Here is a 16,067-nt window from a genome sequence, read left to right as displayed (position 1 = left end):
CGTCCGAGGAGGCCCGGAAAATTCCTCGCAACCGACCTGCAACCCGGGGCGCCGCCACACGTCTGTACGGATGAGAGGCGGGAAGCCGCCTCGGTGAGGGTTCGGGCCGAGCGCGGGCCCGCACCCGAAGCACCGCCACCCGGGGCCGGCCGGCGCAGCCGCGCACCCGTGGAACACCCACCCGCACCGCCGATCGCTGCTGACGCCTGCCCGCAGCCGGAAACCAGAGGACCCTGCCATGCTCTCCGCCGTCCGTCTCCCGCACCGCCTGCGCCGCTCCGTCGTGCGCACCGCCACCGCCGTCGTCCTGGGAACCGTCCTGGCCGCCGGGCCGGTCCTGCTGTCGGCGCCCGCGGCGTCCGCCGACGCGCCGCCGTCGGCCGTCCTCACCGTTCAGCCCCCGGCCTCGGTCGGCTTCGCCGGCCAGCCGGTCGAGTTCACCGAGACCGTCACCAACACGGGCACCGAGACCACCTCGTACGGCCTGTCCCTGAGCACCACCAGCGAGGCGGGCACGCCGACCCCGGACGCCATCACCATCGACTACCGGGACCCGGCCGACGGCGCCTGGAAGCCCGTACCGCTGGAGACCGGCACCACGGGCGGGCGGGTCGGCTACCAGGGCACGCTCCCCGGCGACCTGACCGTCGCGCCCGGGGCCACCGCCACCGTCCGGCTGCGCATCGGGGCCCCCATGGGCCGGCCCCACAACGGGTACAGCAACGGCGGGTTCCGGTCGATGGACCTGCGTTCCGCGGTGGCCGCCCTCGACGGGTCCTGGGTCGCGCTGGCCCAGGAGACCCGGACGATCGGCGTCGACTCGATCTCCGCCTCGCTGGGCCCGGTGCCGGCCACGGCCGTCGCGGGCGGCGAGCCGATCGAGTTCGACGCCGTCCTGGCCAACCCCACCCCCTCCGCGTACGCCAACCTCGGCCGCGTCCTGTTCACCGACCCGCACGCCACCGTCCAGGTCCGCCGGGCCGACGGTTCCTGGAACACCCTGGCGCCGGTCCGCGGGAGCGACCCCGACGGGAAGCCGGGTGTCTACCTGGAGGGCCGTGACTCCGGTATCGGCGCGGGTGCCACGACGACCACCCGCGTCCGGGTGTCCTACGACGCGACCACCCCGGTCGGTGCGACCCCGCTGACCCCCTGCACCTTCGTCAACGAGCCTGCGGCCCAGCCGTTCCAGGGGACGACCATGTGCGTCCGGGGCGCCGTCGTGGAGATCACCGCCCCGAAGGCGACCGCCTCACCCGAGCCGACCGCCACCGCCACGGCCACCGCCACTGCCACCGCCACTGCGACGGCCACGCCCGTGCCGACCGCTCCGGCCCCGGCGAGCAGCAGCGCCACTCCTGCGGCGGCCGTCCCGTCCGCCACGAGTTCCCCGGCCCCGGTCCGTGCTGTCGCCCCGGCCCCGGCGGTCCCGGTGGCGGTGGCCCCGGCGGCGGTGGCCGCCCCGGTCGGAGGTGAGCTCGCCAGCACCGGTTCCGACGGGTCCGCGGCTCTCCTGGGCACGGCCGGCGGCCTGTCCGTGATCGGTGGCGGCGCCCTCTGGCTGGCCCGCCGCCGACGCGCCTGAACCCCGGCGACACGGGGAGCGCCGGAACACGGCTCCCCGGTGGCCGGGCCCGCTGACGGCGCGCTCGGTCACCGGGGCCTCCCGGCGGTGGGCGCGGGCGGCTCCGCCGCCGATCGGTCGGGCGTGCCGCCGGATTCACCGGTTCCGTCCGTCAACCAGCGTACTTAATAGCCGAGTTGGCGCCCGGTGTGCCGGTTTGGCCGGGCGCGGACACCATGGCGGCCAGGTGTTCGACGAACTCCTCCCGGCCGAAGAAGCAGTCACCGTCCTCGGACCGGAGGGATTCCTTGCCGGGATAGGAGGAGCCTGCCTCGTCGACCGGGCGCGCCTCCGGCCCCGTCGACCGGCTTGCCGTGCGAGGTCCGGGGTCCGCCGCTCGCGGCCTGCGGTCCGCCCTCAGGCGTCGATCCGCCGGACGACGACCTCGTACTGGTCGACCGAGCCGTCCCAGCGGGCCACCAACGGCCCGCCGTCCTGCTCCTCCTCCATCTCGTAGAGGCAGAGGGCGAGGTCGTGCGACTCCGGGTCGCAGAAGGCCGCCAGGTAGTCGCGCAGGCGGTCGTCCTCGACGGCCGCGATCCGGTCGTGGGCCTCGCCGTCCACCTCGTCGGCTGAGTCGCCGAGACCGGCGGGCACGTCGCCCGGGCCGGTGGCGCCCAGGAGGCCCGTGGCGGCGCGCAGCGCGTCGAGGAGGGTGTCGGCGGAGGCTATCCGGCCCTCCCACAGCCTCCACGCCCCGCCTGGCAGGTCGGCCGAGGCGAGGTCGAGCCCGTGACGGTCCGCCAGCCGACCCAGGTCGGCTCCCAGGACCGCGCCGGTCCAGGACGGCGACAACGCGACGAGGTCGTCGGCGAAGGCGTCGGGAAACTTCGTCGGCTCGACCAGGAAATAGGAGCGGCTCGCGTCGAAGACCAGCTCCGTGGCGTCGAGGTCGCCGGGCGGGGTGAGCAGCAGGTGCGCCGTGACGACGGGTTCCCTCCCCGCCAGCGCGGCCCCGCCCACCCAGACCGGATCCCGGTCCAGCTCGCTTTCCAGGATGAAGTTGCCGCTGAAGTAGGCGCCGTAGCGGGCGGCGGGGTCGTACGCGGAGAGCGGTCGGCCGAGGACCTGGCCGAAGGAGTGGGCGAGTACGGCCTCCCAGTCGTCGGGGGCGGCGGGGCGGGTGGTGTCCTGCGTCATGGTCGGGGCTCCAGGGGCAAGGCGGGGTAGCGGTGCGTCGGAGGAATTGAACCGCACGGGTCCGACAATCGGGCCGAGGAACCGGACGGGCCAACCGGCGTGCGGACGGGCGGCTTTGGATGATGTCCGGCACGGCAGGGGCTCGCCGGGAACCGGCGCGCGGACGGTCTCCTCGCGCCGAGAGAAGGGCGTTGTCGTCGACCGACGCACTGTGAGCGCGGCCCGGTGGGTGGTTGACTGGACCGTATGGACCACGCGCGAGCGCTTCCTGGACGCACCGCCCTCGTTCGACGGGGCGCCGCGTCATGACCGCCGGTGGTGTGCCGTCCCGTTCCGGCCCTGCTCCCGAGGCCGGCGGCGCTCCCCCTTTCGATCCCGAACTGAGCGCGGCCCTGGCGGCTTTGGGAGCCGGGGTGAAGGATCCGTTGACCCCGGAGAACCTGACGGCCCGGCAGGAGGCGGACGTGGCGGCGCGGCCCGCGCCGACGGACCGGGAGCTCGGCGCCGGCGGCCGCTTCGAGGTGGACGAGCTGCGTGTGCCTGGCGCGCCGGGCGGCCCGGACATCACGCTCGTGCGTGTGAGGCCCACCGGGGTCGCCGGGCCGCTGCCGTTCCTGTACTACATGCACGGCGGCGGGATGGTCATGGGCAACGCCCGGTCCGTGCTTCCTCCGCTGCTCGGTGAAGGGGCCCTCCCGCCGGAGCTGGCCGTCGTCTCGGTCGAGTACCGGCTGGCCCCGCGGACGCCGTACCCCGGGCCGGTGGAGGACTGTTACGCCGGATTCGCCTGGACGGTCGAGCACGCGGCCGAACTGGGCCTCGACGCGGACCGCGTGGTCGTCGGGGGCAAGAGCGCCGGCGGCGGGCTGGCTGCCGCGCTCGCCCTCCTCGCGCGCGACCGGGGCGGGCCCGTACCGATCGGGCAACTGCTGCTGTGCCCGATGCTGGACGACCGCAACGACACCTTCTCCGGCCACCAGATGGCCGGCATCGACACCTGGGACCGAACCTCCAACGCGACCGGGTGGCAGGCGCTGCTGGGGGACCGGTGCGGCGCCGCCGACGTGCCGCCCTACGCGGCTCCCGCCCGCGCCACCGATCTCTCCGGGCTGCCCCCGGCCTACCTCGAGGCCGGGTCGGCCGAGACCTTCAGGGACGAGGGCGTCGCCTACGCCGATGCCATCTGGCGGGCCGGCGGCCAGGCCGAACTCCACGTCTGGTCCGGTGCGTTCCACGGCTTCGACACCCTCGCTCCGCAGGCGGCGCTCAGCCAGGACGCCCGGAACGCCCGCGCCCGCTGGCTCCGGCGCATCCTGGCGCAGCCCCGTCCGGGCGGCGGATCCGGCGGCTGAGCAGGGTGGACGGCGGCCGGGCGGTCCGCCCCCGGAGGCCCCGACGGGCACCACCGGCCTCCTCCGCCGGAGGAGTGGACGTGACGGTGCGGGACCCGGCGCCCCGACCCACGGAGGGCTCCGACCCGGCGGTCCGGCACGGGGCCGCCCTGGGGCGTCCCGTCGGGGAGGACGCGGTGCTGTCCGGCGAGCCCCGGCGACCCGGGGTGTCCGGCGAACTCCCCCGGCCGACCCGTTGACGAGGCCGGCGGGCGGGCCGCGGTCACCAGCCGTGCGGCACGCGTTCCAGGACGCCGCCCGCGAACACGTCGTACAGCGGCAGGGTCTCCAGGTGCACGTATCCGATGTGGCAGTCGCAGACCGGGAGCGGGCAGGCGCGGGGACCGAGCCGGGCCCGGTAGGAGTCGTCGTAGAGGTTGCCGAGCTCCTCACGGACGAAGTGGCAGCGGCGGACGGTGCCGTCGCCGTCCACCGAGAGGACGGACTCGCCGGTGCGGCAGGGGCGGCCGGCGCTGGGGTGGGCGTGCCGGCTGTAGCCGAAGTGCGGATCGACGGCGGCCCAGCGGGCGGCCTCGGCGTCGGTGTAGGTCAGGCCCTCGGCGGCGTTGATCCACAGGTAGACGGCCGGCGACAGCTCGGCGCGCAGCCGCCGGGCCGCCTCCAGGTGCTCGGGCTGCCCGACCACTCCGACGCTGTAGCGCACGCCCAGCGCGTCCAGTTCACGGCACTTGCCGAGGAAGCGGTCGTGGTCCGTCTGCCCGGGGTGGTAGGTGACCCAGAGTGCCAGGGTGGCGAGGTCGGCCTCGGCCAGCCAGCCGGTGCGGCAGCTGAGGTTGGTCTGGATCGCGACCCGTCGGACGTGCGGCAACCGGCTCAGCTCGACCAGCGCCCGCCGGTACCAGGACCGGACCAGCCCCTCGCCCCAGGGGGTGAACAGTACGGAGAGGGTGTCGCCGGTGCCGGCCCGGCCGGTGGCCCAGGCGCTGAACCGCTCCAACGCGGCGCGGTCGGAGCGCAGTTGTCCGGGGGTGTCGCGCTGCTTGGCGAACGGGCAGTAGGGGCAGTCGTAGTCGCAGGAGGAGAGCGGGCCGCGGTAGAGGAGGGTGAGGTCGAGCCCGGTCGCCGGCCCTGCTGAATTCCCGGCCGCCGGCTCGGGCTTGGGGCCGGTCGTCGGGCCGGTCGCCGGGCGGGCGGAGGGCATGCCGAGGAAGGTCATTTCGCCTCGTACGCGGCCATCAGCGTGCGGACCTCGGGCGAGAAGAGCATCGGACCGACCGCGTCCGAGTGCGCCAGCCCCTCGGGGGAGAGCGCCAGCCGGCCGGGGGCGTCCACGCCGGTGGAGAGCCAGCCGCGGGCCTCGAAGTCGGCCAGCTCGACCGGGAAGTCCTCGGCGGGGGTGCTGCCGAACCGGGCCCGGTACTCGGCCACCGGGAGGCCGTCGGCCTGGAGCAGCGACTGGACGAGGTGCCTCCGCCGTGCCTCGTCCGGGGTCATCGCCCGGCCGACCACGGCGTGCCGGAACTCCTCGGTGGCGACGTAGTCGTCGATGATGCGGCGGACCTCGGTGGCGTCGACCGCGTAGTCGAAGGAGTAGTGCAGCCGGGAGGTGTAGGAGCGGGCCCCGCAGCCGAGGCCGACCATGCCGTCGGTCTGGCAGGCGTACTCGCCGCTGCCGGCCTGCGGGGAGGCGGCGCGGCGGAACATCCGCATCGACACCTGCTGGTAGCCGTGGGCGAGCAGGTGGTCGCGGCCGGCCCGGTAGAGCGCGAGCCGCCGGGCGTCCCACTGGGCCGTGCTCTCCGGCTCCGCGCGTCGGGCCAGACCGGTCAGCGGGCGGACGTAGAGCGGGTAGAGGTACAGCTCCTCCGGCTGCCAGACGAGTGCGGCGTCCAGTGAGTGGAGCCAGCTGGCCTCGGTCTGACCGTCGATGCCGTAGATGAGGTCGATGTTGAGGACGGGGAATCCGGCGGCGCGGATCCGTCCGAGCGCGGCTTCGACGTCGGCGCGCTTCTGCGGGCGGACCGCCGAGCGGGCCTCGGCGTCGACGAAGGACTGCACGCCCAGACTGAGCCGGGTGGCGCCCCGGGCGGCGAGCACCTCCAGGCGGTCGGCGGTGGCGGTCGCGGGTGAGGCCTCCACCGAGAGCGGGATCGCCCGCAGGTCGGCGCCCATCCGGTGCTCGGCGATGTCGCAGAGCCGTTCCAGCTCCGCCGCGTCGAGGTAGGTGGGGGTGCCGCCGCCGAACGCGGCCAGCGCGAACCGGGCCCCGTCGTCGAGCGCCGCGCGGACGGCGTCGGCCTGGCGGTCGAGGGCGTCCAGGTAGGCGGTGGTCAGGCCGTCCGGGCCGCCGATCCGGGTGAAGAGGTTGCAGAAGCCGCAGCGCACCTCGCAGAACGGGATGTGGAGGTAGAGGGAGAGCGCGTGCTGGGGCTCGCCGGCCCACAGGTCACGCAGCGCGGGGCGGTCCGACAGCGTGCGGTACGCGGTCTTGTGCGGGTAGGCGTAGACGTAGGACCGGTACGGCGATTCGGGTGCCACGGGGCTCGAAGGAGTCGCGGGGGAGGCCCGGTGCGACGGTCCGGCGGGCCGGGCGGGGGCGGTGGTCATACGGTCTCCTCGGCGGCGTCGTCGTCGGTGGTGGCGGCCGTGGTGGCGGCGTCGGTGGCGTCGACGCGGGCGTCGGCCGCCTCGGTGTGCGCGGGGAGCGTGAAGTGCGCGTACGGGACGGTCCAGACCACCTCGTGGCCGATCCGGTGCCCGGTGTAGCCGTCCTCGCCGTAGGCCGTGCCGTGGTCGGAGCAGACGATCGCGAAGCAGGGGCGGCGTGCGCTCATCGCCGCGAAGAGGCGGCCGATGTGGGCGTCCACGTAGGTGAGGGCGGCGGCGTGGCTCTCCCGGCTGTCGCCGTGTTCGCGCGTGGCGCCGGGCAGGTGGAACCAGTTCGGCTGGTGCAGTGCCGAGACGTTGAGGAAGAGGAAGAGCGGCCGGTCGGCGGGCTGTTCGGCGGCCACCTGCTCGGCGCGGGCGACCTGTGCCTCGAAGGAGGTGGGCGAGGGGACTCCCATCTCCGGTGCCCAGTGGCTCTCCTGGAAGAGGCCGGGCAGTACCGAACCCAGCGGTCCCTGTTTGTTGAAGAAGCCGACCCCGCCGATGCAGACCGTCCGGTACCCGGCGGTGCCGAGCGCACCCGGAAGGTCCGCGGCGTCGAACACCCAGGTGAGCGGCGCGGTGGTCTCGGAGCCGGCGAACCGGGCGGCGAACAGACGCGGGTGCGGCCCGTCCGGCGAGGCCGGGGTCGGCAGGAACCCGGACAGGATCGCCTGGTGGGAGGCGTAGGTGAAGCTGCCGGGGGAGTGCCGCTTCTCCCAACGCCCCCCGGGGAGGTGGGCGGCCAGGTTCGGGAGCCGCCCCGCGGCGGCCAACTCCTCGGCGACGTCGAACCGCAGGGTGTCCAGGGTGACGAGGAGCAGGTCGTGGCTGCCCACGACGGCGTTCATGTCCGGGCCGCCCGCCGGAGCGTCTCCGGGCACGACGACGGGCGCGGGGGCGACGGGCGCGGGCATGGTGGGCGTGGGCGCGGTGGGCCGGGTGGTCCGGTGGTTCATCGGGGCTGTTCCGTACCTGGGTGGTGCGTCGGATCCTGCCCGGGGCCGGGCAGGAGGAGGGCGGCGAGCTGGGCGGCGTAGGTGTCCAGGCCCTCGGCCGGCCCGCCGGGCAGACCGGTGAGGTTGGGCAGCAGGTCACCGAAGGCGTTGACCTCGCCCACCAGTGCCCGCCGCCAGTCGGCGACGGGAAGCACGTCGACACCGACCATCGGGGAGTTCGGGAAGCACCGGGCCGCCCGCTCCGCCGTCTCCAGGAGCGCGGGCCACGCCGGGCCGGCGGCCTCCCGGGCCAGCGCCAGGCTGCCGCGGGAACCGCCGAGGTGCAGGTTGGTCATCGGCTGCGGGCTGGTGCGGACCACCACGTGGGTGGCCCGTCCGGCGATCACGACGACCCGGAGGTCGGCGGAGCGGCCCGACTGGGCGGCCTTCGGGACCCACTGCTCGACGTGCAGTCCGTCCGGGGCGAGCCGGTCCACCAGCTCGGCCACCACGGGCTCGTCCCGGTAGCGGCGGACCTGCAGCGAGTTGTGGAGCTCCCCGCCGGCCAGCTCCACCGAGGTGGTCGCCTGCACCTGGCCGCGGGGGCCGAACTCCAGCGCCACCACCCCCGAGGCGGAGGAGCCGTGGGAGGGCTTGAGGAAGACCCGCCGCAGCCCGGCGACCGCCAGCCGCTCGCGCAGGTCCTCCCAGCCGGTGACGGCGGCGCCGCCGAGCGCCCGGGGCACCGGTACGCCGGCCGCCGACAGCAGCGCGTGCGTGCGCCGCTTGTCGAACATCACGGCGATCTCCCCGGGGTCGCCGAGCAGCCGGACACCGGGTGCCTGCTCCAGCGCGCGCAGTGCGGTCGTCACCCGCGCGTACCAGGCCGCTCCGCCCTCGACCCTGGTCGGCGCGTAGCCGTCGCCGAGGGCAGGCCCGCGCAGCAGCGCGTCCACGGCCTCGTCCTCGCCGGGCGACTCGATCCGCACCAGGCTCCCCCCGGGCAGCCGGTGGGTACCGTGCAGCACGTCGATCCAGGGCAGCACGGTGGGTTCCGGCAGCCCGGCGGCACGTGCGGCGGCGGCGAACAGCGTCACCCGGCGGTGGCCCGGGTTGCCGAGCACGGTCAGTCGCCCGGACGCCGGGAGCCGGTGGCCGCCCCGGGCGGGGCCGGTGGTGCCCGCCGGGCGGGTAGCCGCGGCGTCGATGCCCGTGCCCGTGGCGATGCCGCCGCCCGTGGCGGTGTCCGTGTGCGCGGTGGGGGCCGCGGCCGGAGGCGGGGGCCCGGGGCGGGAGGTCGTCATCGCCGCCCGCCTACTCGGCCACCGCGACGTAGCGCCACTCGCTGTCCGGATCCTCCGGCTCGGAGAGGTCGATCGCCACGCCGGGCAGGGAAGCGCGAATCCGTTCCTGCATCGCGTCGGTGAGGTAGTGGTGATGCAGGTCGAGCGTCTTGAGGTGGGTGAGCGGCTGGCCGTCCAGGAGCGCGGCCGCGCCCTCGTCGGTCAGCGTGCCCATCGAGAGGCCGAGCGTCCTCAACCGGGCCACCACGGGGGCGTGGGCGACGGCGGCGGCGATCTCGTCCTGGAACATGCTGTTCTGCAGCCGGAGGTGGCGCAGCGCCGGCAGCCGGGTGCCGTCGAGGAACGGCGTCAGGTCGTCGACGTCGGAGCTGCCGCCGTGGTCGTCGACACCGAGCCAGAGCTCCAGCCCCTCCAGGGCCGGCAGCTCGCTCGCCGCGACCCCCCGGACCAGCTCGGCCGACAGGCCGCCGGCCTCGAAGCGGAGGTCCACCAGGCGGTCGTGCCGGACGGGGCTGAGCCGCAGCCCGTTGCCGCCGCGCACCACCAGCTCGGTCAGCTGCGGGAACGCCGTCACCACCGGAGTGATGTCCGACATCTCCAACCAGGAGATCTCGCAGTCCTCGTACGTCACGTCGGCGATGAAGAGCGCCTCCAGCGCGCTGAGCCGCGTGGCGTCACCGACCAGGGTGGCGAGCATCTGCTCAGCCGGTCCGTGGTCGTGCGGCCACCACGTACCGATGACCAGTGCGCGCACGGAGGCCGGGTCGACGGTGGCCAGGAAGTCCGCCCAGAGCGCGTCGAACCCGCCCTCCGCGGCGTACTCCACCGACAGCCGCCACGCGACGGCGCCGGGCTCCGGGAGGGTGTCCGGGCCGCTCCGGTCGGTGGGGAACCCGACGACCGGCAGACCGTGGAACTGCTCGTTGGTAGAGGTGATCATGGTGCCCCCCTGGGCTGGACGACTGACGGGTGGTGGGGAGGTGGTCCTTCCGCGGCCGGGTTACTCGGAGACCGCCACGTAACGCCACTGGTCGTCGGGCTTGCCGCCCCCGGAGAGGTCGACCGACACCCCGTGCAGCGCCTCGCGCAGCCGCTGCTGCATCGCGTCGGTGAGGTAGTGGTGGTGCAGGTCGAGCGTCTTGAGGTGGGTGAGCGGCTGGCCGTCCAGGAGCGCGGTGGCGCCCTGGTCGGTGAGCACGCCCATCGAGAGGTCGAGCGACTCCAACCGGGCCACCACGGGGGCGTGGGCGACGGCGGCGGCGATCTCGTCCTGGATCGCGCTGTTCTGGAGGCCGAGGTGGCGCAGCGCCGGGAACCGGGTGCCGTCGAGGAACGGCGCGAGGTCGTCGAGGGCGGTGTCGCCGCCGTAGTTCGGCACGCCGAGCCAGAACGCCAGCCGCTCCAGCGCGGGCAGCTCGCTCGCCGCCACCGCCCGCGGCACCCCGACCGGGAGCCCGCCCGACTCGAAGCGCAGCGCCCGCAGGTGCTCGTGGCGCACCGGCTTCAGCGACACCCCGTCCCCGTCGACGCTCTCCCCGGAGGCGCCGCGCACCACCAGCTCGGCGAGCAGCGGGAACGTCGTCAGCAGCGGCGTGACGTCGACCATGTCGATCCAGGAGATCTCGTTCTCCTCGTACGTGATGTCCCCGACGAACAGGCCGCGCAGCGCCGGCAGCCGGTCGGCGGCGCCCAGGATCGCGGCCAGCGGCTCGGCGAAGCTCTCCGGTCCGTCCTTCGACCACTCGCCCACCACCACCGCGCCGACCCGGCCCGTGTCGACGGCGTCCAGGAACTGCTGCCAGCGCTCGACCCAGCCCGTGGAGGCGTCGAACTCGACGGCGACCTTCCAGGCCACCGCGCCGGGCTCCGGCAGCTCGCCGCCCTCGTCGACGGCCGCGACGAAGTCGAAGACCGGCAGACCGTGGAACTCCTCGATGTGCTTGTTGACCGTCATGCGCTGCTCCTGGAGGTGTCGGTGCGGGCCGAACAAGTGTCTACCAGGCGGGTCGGACAATCCGGTGGCCGGGGCGGAAACCGGGCGCGTCACGGCGCCGGCGCCGGCCGCCGGCGGGCCCCGCGCCCGGCCCGGACCGGCCGTTGTCAGTCCCCTGTCCTAAGGTCCGGGGCGTGGGATTCCGATGGTCCGTCGGACCGGTCGAGGAGGACTGATGTACCGCCAGGGTGACGTGCTGATCGTGCTGGTGGAGGAGTCGGCGGTGCCGACACGGGTGGGCTCGCTGGCCCCGCAGCCCCGGGACGCGCGGGGCAGGCTGGTCCTCGCGCTGGGCGAGGTGACGGGCCATGCCCACGCCGTGGTCGGCCCGGGGGAGCTGCGTCGCGAGGCGGGGCCGTTCGGCGCGGCCTGGCTGCACCTCGTCGAGGGCGGCCGGGTCGTGCACGAGGAGCACGCGGCGATACCGCTGCCCAAGGGCTGGTACCGGGTGGTCCGCCAGCGCGAGTACGTGCCGGGATCGGTCCGCGTCGTCGCGGACTGACGGCGGTCGGGCGGCCGGGCCGCCGGGTCCACGGTGCCCGCGACCTCGGCGGGGCCCGGGGTGCACGGCGGTACAGGGCGCTGAACGCAACGGAACGACGGAACGGAACGGACGTGGGGTGCCCGGGTCGGGTGCCCGGCCCGGGATCGGAGTGTGTGATGACGGCGGCGGAAGCGGTGGAGACGGTGCGGACGGCAGTGGACCGCGGGGTGGCCGGACCGGCCGAGGTGACGGCCCGTTGGCGGGCGGGAGCGGCGGCCACCGGCCCGGCCGACCGGGACGGGGTCGAGCGGGCCGTGCGGGCCGCGTACCGGGCCGTGGGGCTGGCGGAACCGGCCGACATCCGGTGGTTCGGCTCGCCGCTGGCGGCTGCGGCGACGGCGCTGGAGCTGCACGGCTCCGGCGCGGTCACCGTGCGCGAGACGGTCCGGACCAGGCCGTGGGACGCGGTCCGGGGCCGCGCGGTCGAGCGGGTCGGCGCGGGCGGCTGGGCACCGCTCTGGGCGCTGACCGGCGGTGAGCTCGGCCCGGTGACGAACGCGCTGGCCGACCGGATCCGCAACGCCGTGCTCGACCGGCTCGCCCCCGAACCCGACACGGAGGAGGAGCCGGACGAGGTGGTCGATGCGGCCCTGCAGCGCCGCACGGCCGCCCGGCTCGCCCTGCTGGAGGCCGTCCGCGGCCAGCACGACGCACCGTGGTTCGCCGCGTTCGAAGCGGCCGGTGTCCTGGGACCGGCTCCGGCCGATTCGAGCGATTCGGGTGATTCGGGTGATCCGAGCGGTGCGGCGGACCGGGACGGCGCCGGTGGGGCGATCGCCGCGCTGGCCGAGGTGGCGCTCGGTGTCGGCTGGTGGTGGCCGTACGAGGACGTGGTGCTGATCAGCGAGCGGCCGGTCGAACTGCACCGTGACGAGGCCGGCCGCCCGGACCGGGCCGACGGACCCGCCGTCGCGTACGCCGACGGCTTCGCCCTGCACGCGTGGCGCGGCATGCCCGTCCCGGCCGAGTTCCTGGCGGGTCTCGGCTCCGTCACCGTCGAGCGGATCCGCACCGAGGAGAACGCCGAGCTGCGCCGTGTCCTGCTGGAGCACTACGGCTACGAGCGGTACCTCGCGGACTCCGGCGCCGAGCCGCTGCACCGTGACGGGACCGGGGTGCTCTGGCGGATCCAGCTGCCCGACGACGAGCCGGTGGTGATGGTGGAGGTGGTCAACTCGACCGCCGAGCCCGACGGCACCTTCCGGACGTACTGGCTGCGGGTCCCGCCCGGCACCCGCACCGCCCGGGCCGGGGTGGCGTGGACCTTCGGGGTGCCCGAGGAGGAGTACCACCCGCAGCGCGAGACCTGATCGGGCTGGGGGAGGGACTCCAGGTCGGTCGAGTACCGGCGCGAGGCCCTGCGGACGCTCCACCGGCTCCGGAAGCCGGTGCCGGCCGAGTGAGGTCCCGGCGCACACGACACCGCCCGCGCCGGAGGGGGGCGCGGGCGGTGTCGTAGGTCAGAGTGGGGGAGTCAGGAAACGTTGTTGGCGTTGAAGGCGCCGATGATGGCGTCGCCGCCGGTGTTGTAGATGTCGCCGCCGGCGAGCTGGTTGCCAGTGCCGATGACGGTGATGGTGGTGACGGTGACGGTGTCGCCGCCGTCGGCGAAGGCCTGGGTCGGGACGGCGACGGCGCCGACGGCGGCGAGGAGAACGGCGAAGGTGCGGACGGTGCGGTACATGGTGGTATCCCTTCGTAGACCAACTGTGTGGTGAACACTAGGGACCCGGGTCGGGCCACCGGAGGGAATGTCACTCGAATGGGGTGAGCTGCGTGTCGTCCAGGCCCTTCCGGCGTTGTCGGCGGTCGCAGCGCCGCCGCACGCGGGCCGCACGTGGGCCGGGCGCGGGGCCGCTGCGACGGTCCCCGACTCAGTCCAGGGCCGGCCGGTACACGGTGAGCGCCTGGCGGGCCTTGGCCAGCCGCAGCGCACCGGCCGCGGGGACGGACTCGCCGTCGACCGCGATCCGGTCGGCGCTCCCCAGCGCGTCGAGGTCGAGGGCGCCGAGACGGGCGGAGTGGTAGACCCGGGAGCGGGAGAGGGTCCCGGAGAGGAAGGCGGCGGCGAGCCTGGTCCGGCCGAACGGGCTACCGCCGTCCACGATCCGGATGTCCAGCAGGCCGTCGGCGAGACCGGTCCGGTGGGTGGGGGCGAAGCCCGGCGGGTCGTACGCGCCGTTGCCCGCGAACAGCAGCCAGAGCCGCCGGTCGCGGCCGCCCGCCCGGACGGTGACCGGTTCGGCGGCGGCCAGCACCCGGACCACCGCCACCGCGAGCGCCGGCCACTTGCCCAGCCGCCCCTCCAACGACTCCCGCACCCTGACCAGCTCGGGGTAGACGCCCAGACTGAAGGTGTTGAGGAAGTGCCGCCGCTCGGTGTCGTCGGCGGCGATACCCAGGTCCACCCCGCAGGCGGTCCCGGCGGCCACGGCCGCCGCGGTCGCCTCCGGCCCGTCGATGCCGAGGTCCAGGGCGAAGTGGTTGAGCGTGCCACCGGGGAACACCGCGAGCGGGAGGTTCCGCTCGACCGCGAGCCCGGCGGCCAGGTTCACGCTGCCGTCGCCGCCGCAGACCCCGAGCGCCCCGCCGGCCGCTGCTGCGCGGTCGGCCGCCTCGGTCAGCAGCGTGGGAAGGTCGTCGTCGGGTCCGCAGACCCGGACGTCGGCCCGCGTCAGGAGCGTGCGCAGCAGCTCCGCGGTCTCCTCCGGTCCGGCGGGCGTCAGGGCGCCGCTGCCGGAGCCGCTGTTGACCACGACCGACAGCCCGGCTCCCTCGGGCAGCGCCGGGGCCGCGCGGCGGGGCGGGCCCGCGGGCGGCGGCACGTCGGACGACCTGGGCCACCATCGCAGGGTGAGCGCGGCGAGCGCGGAGCCGAGCGCGAACCCGGCCAGCACGTCGCCCGGGTAGTGCGCACCGGTGTAGACCCGGGACGCCCCGACGGCCAGCGCCACCGGCACCACCACGGCTGCGGCCGCCGGGGACTCGATCGCGACCGCGGTGGCGAAGGCGGCGGCGGAGGCCGAGTGGCCCGAGGGGAACGAGGTGGTGATCGGCTGGCGCAGCAGGCGGCGGGCGGCCGGCACCGGGTCCAGCTGCGGGCGCGGACGCCGGGTCAGCTGTTTGGCGGCGATGTTGGCCACCGTGGAGGCGAGCGCCAGCGAGCCCACCCCGCGCAGGGCCGCCCGCCGGCCGGCCCGTCCGCCGACGGCCCCCAGCACGGCGGCGGTGCCGAACCAGAGCACGCCGTGGTTGGCGGCCCGGCTCAGTCCGCGCATCCACGGCGCGGTCCGCCGCCCGGTGCCGCGCGAGCGGGCCGTGGCGATCCGCGTGAACAGGGCTTGGTCGAGTACGTCCAGTCGCCTCATCCACGTGAGCCTAGACAGGGTCGGCCCGGAATGCGAGGTCGGGACCTGTTCCGGAGCGTCTCGCAACCGGAGGTGGACCGGGGGAGTCGTTCGGGGAACGCGCCCGGACGGCCGGGGCACCCCACCGGCGACGGCCGGTCGGATCCGTCCCGGTCGAAGCTGAGTACGGGTACTCAGGCGCACCGCAGCGGGCTCCCGCAGACTGGCCGACAACACTGCGAAACCGTCACAAGGACCACGCCACCGCCATGATCAGTCGCACCGCAGCGTTCCTCGTCCCCGCTCTCGGCCGTCTCCAGGTCACCGCCGAAGGCTCCGAACTCCCCGCCCCCGGCAGCATCGTCGCGGCCAACCACACCTCGCTCGCCGACCCGGTCGTCGTGTTCGCCGCCCTGCACCGTCTCGGCATCCGGCCGGTCGTGCTGGCGACGGCCGGGCTCTGGCGGATCCCGGCGCTCGGGCAGCTGCTGCGCCGCGAGGGGCACATCGCCGTCCACCGGGGTACCGCGCGGGCCTCCGAGGCCCTCGACGCAGCCGCGGAGGCACTCGCCGCCGGGCGGGTCGTCCTGATCTACGGAGAGGGCGGGCTGCCCCGCCGCCGGGACTCCGGTGAGCAGCCGCCGGGGCCCTTCCGCAGCGGCCTGGCGCGGCTCGCCCGCGCCGCCGACGCTCCGGTGGTCCCGCTCGGGCAGGCGGGCTCCCGGCGGCTCACGTCGGGCGGCTCGTTCAAGCAACTGGCGGGCCTGGCCACCGCACCGGTCCGCCGTCCGACCCTCCACGTCCACCTCGGTGCGCCGGTCCGGCTGGCCGGCGACGCCGTCGAGGCGACGGCCGCGGCCCACCGTGCCGTCACGGCGGCCTGGACCGTTGCCGCGCGCCGGGCCGAGGCCGCCTGAGCCGGCGGGGTCCGGGGGCGGTTCCGGGCGGTTCCGGTCGGGCGGGTGACGGGCCGTCGACGGCCGGGGACCGGCGCGGGAGCGGCAGTGTCAGTGTCGGTGCCCTACGGTCGCGGCACGGCCGGGGGGCGCAAGGAGACGAACGGACTGTTCTCGGCGATCGCCCGCACGGTGGTGGTGGTCGACGACACGGAGGCGGCGCCGACCTTCTACCGCGACCTACCGCGACGGGCTGGGCCTCACGGTGCTCCTCGACGGTGCG

14 protein-coding genes are annotated in these 16,067 nt (G+C 75.4%); 5 read left to right on the top strand and 9 right to left on the bottom strand.

The features are described from left to right. The first annotated feature begins 238 nt into the window (after window positions 1–238). A complete protein-coding gene (locus tag PUR56_RS41570; protein ID WP_329952804.1) occupies window positions 239–1,585 on the top strand; it encodes an LPXTG cell wall anchor domain-containing protein in 1,347 nt (448 codons plus the stop codon). 396 nt (window positions 1,586–1,981) lie between these two features. Here the strand turns inward: PUR56_RS41570 and PUR56_RS41565 are convergent, their stop codons facing one another. Beyond that, window positions 1,982–2,764, bottom strand: a complete 783-nt coding sequence (locus PUR56_RS41565) for a hypothetical protein (protein ID WP_329952803.1) — start codon at window positions 2,762–2,764, stop codon at window positions 1,982–1,984. Window positions 2,765–3,069: 305 nt separating this feature from the next. Here PUR56_RS41565 and PUR56_RS41560 point away from each other — a divergent pair, with 305 nt between their 5' ends. Further along, entirely contained in the window at window positions 3,070–4,116 is a 1,047-nt protein-coding gene (locus PUR56_RS41560; RefSeq protein WP_329952802.1) for an alpha/beta hydrolase, read from the top strand. Window positions 4,117–4,378: 262 nt separating this feature from the next. Here the strand turns inward: PUR56_RS41560 and PUR56_RS41555 are convergent, their stop codons facing one another. The 6 genes from PUR56_RS41555 to PUR56_RS41530 form a co-directional block, all read right to left on the bottom strand. Beyond that, window positions 4,379–5,317, bottom strand: coding sequence for an STM4011 family radical SAM protein (locus PUR56_RS41555; protein ID WP_329952801.1), 939 nt, complete (start codon window positions 5,315–5,317; stop codon window positions 4,379–4,381). Between the two features lie 11 nt (window positions 5,318–5,328). Beyond that, window positions 5,329–6,723, bottom strand: a complete 1,395-nt coding sequence (locus PUR56_RS41550) for an STM4012 family radical SAM protein (RefSeq protein ID WP_329952800.1) — start codon at window positions 6,721–6,723, stop codon at window positions 5,329–5,331. After that, the gene (locus tag PUR56_RS41545) at window positions 6,720–7,613 is read right to left on the bottom strand and encodes an STM4013/SEN3800 family hydrolase (RefSeq protein WP_329952830.1); all 894 of its coding nucleotides are present in this window, start codon (window positions 7,611–7,613) and stop codon (window positions 6,720–6,722) included. Before PUR56_RS41545 ends, PUR56_RS41550 begins: the two co-directional genes overlap by 4 nt. Window positions 7,614–7,717: 104 nt before the next feature. Beyond that, window positions 7,718–9,004 (bottom strand): STM4014 family protein, encoded by a 1,287-nt coding sequence (locus tag PUR56_RS41540; RefSeq protein WP_329952799.1) that lies wholly within the window; start codon window positions 9,002–9,004, stop codon window positions 7,718–7,720. Between the two features lie 10 nt (window positions 9,005–9,014). Continuing rightward, window positions 9,015–9,944: an STM4015 family protein gene (locus PUR56_RS41535; RefSeq protein WP_329952798.1), complete on the bottom strand. Its 930-nt coding sequence runs from the start codon at window positions 9,942–9,944 to the stop codon at window positions 9,015–9,017. Window positions 9,945–10,004: 60 nt separating this feature from the next. Then, window positions 10,005–10,958: an STM4015 family protein gene (locus tag PUR56_RS41530; protein WP_329881117.1), complete on the bottom strand. Its 954-nt coding sequence runs from the start codon at window positions 10,956–10,958 to the stop codon at window positions 10,005–10,007. 214 nt (window positions 10,959–11,172) lie between these two features. Between PUR56_RS41530 and PUR56_RS41525 the strand changes: the two genes are divergently transcribed. Beyond that, window positions 11,173–11,499: a hypothetical protein gene (locus PUR56_RS41525; protein WP_329952797.1), complete on the top strand. Its 327-nt coding sequence runs from the start codon at window positions 11,173–11,175 to the stop codon at window positions 11,497–11,499. Between the two features lie 158 nt (window positions 11,500–11,657). Continuing rightward, entirely contained in the window at window positions 11,658–12,851 is a 1,194-nt protein-coding gene (locus PUR56_RS41520) for a DUF6745 domain-containing protein (protein ID WP_329952796.1), read from the top strand. Window positions 12,852–13,015: 164 nt separating this feature from the next. Here the strand turns inward: PUR56_RS41520 and PUR56_RS41515 are convergent, their stop codons facing one another. Both PUR56_RS41515 and PUR56_RS41510 read right to left on the bottom strand, forming a co-directional pair. Beyond that, the gene (locus tag PUR56_RS41515; protein WP_329881113.1) at window positions 13,016–13,225 is read right to left on the bottom strand and encodes a hypothetical protein; all 210 of its coding nucleotides are present in this window, start codon (window positions 13,223–13,225) and stop codon (window positions 13,016–13,018) included. Between the two features lie 190 nt (window positions 13,226–13,415). Further along, entirely contained in the window at window positions 13,416–14,909 is a 1,494-nt protein-coding gene (locus tag PUR56_RS41510; RefSeq protein ID WP_329952795.1) for a bifunctional phosphatase PAP2/diacylglycerol kinase family protein, read from the bottom strand. A 248-nt stretch (window positions 14,910–15,157) separates the two neighbouring features. On the opposite strand from PUR56_RS41510, the gene PUR56_RS41505 reads away from it, so the two are divergent. After that, window positions 15,158–15,805 carry a lysophospholipid acyltransferase family protein gene (locus PUR56_RS41505; protein ID WP_329881110.1) on the top strand — a complete coding sequence of 216 codons (648 nt, stop codon included), beginning with the start codon at window positions 15,158–15,160 and terminating at the stop codon, window positions 15,803–15,805. The last annotated feature ends 262 nt before the right edge of the window (window positions 15,806–16,067 follow it).

It is taken from the genome of Streptomyces sp. BE303 (assembly GCF_036290945.1).
Taxonomy (GTDB): Bacteria; Actinomycetota; Actinomycetes; order Streptomycetales; family Streptomycetaceae; genus Kitasatospora.
The sequence above is the reverse complement of the archived record's forward strand: the minus strand, read 5'-3'. Positions and strand labels throughout refer to the sequence as shown.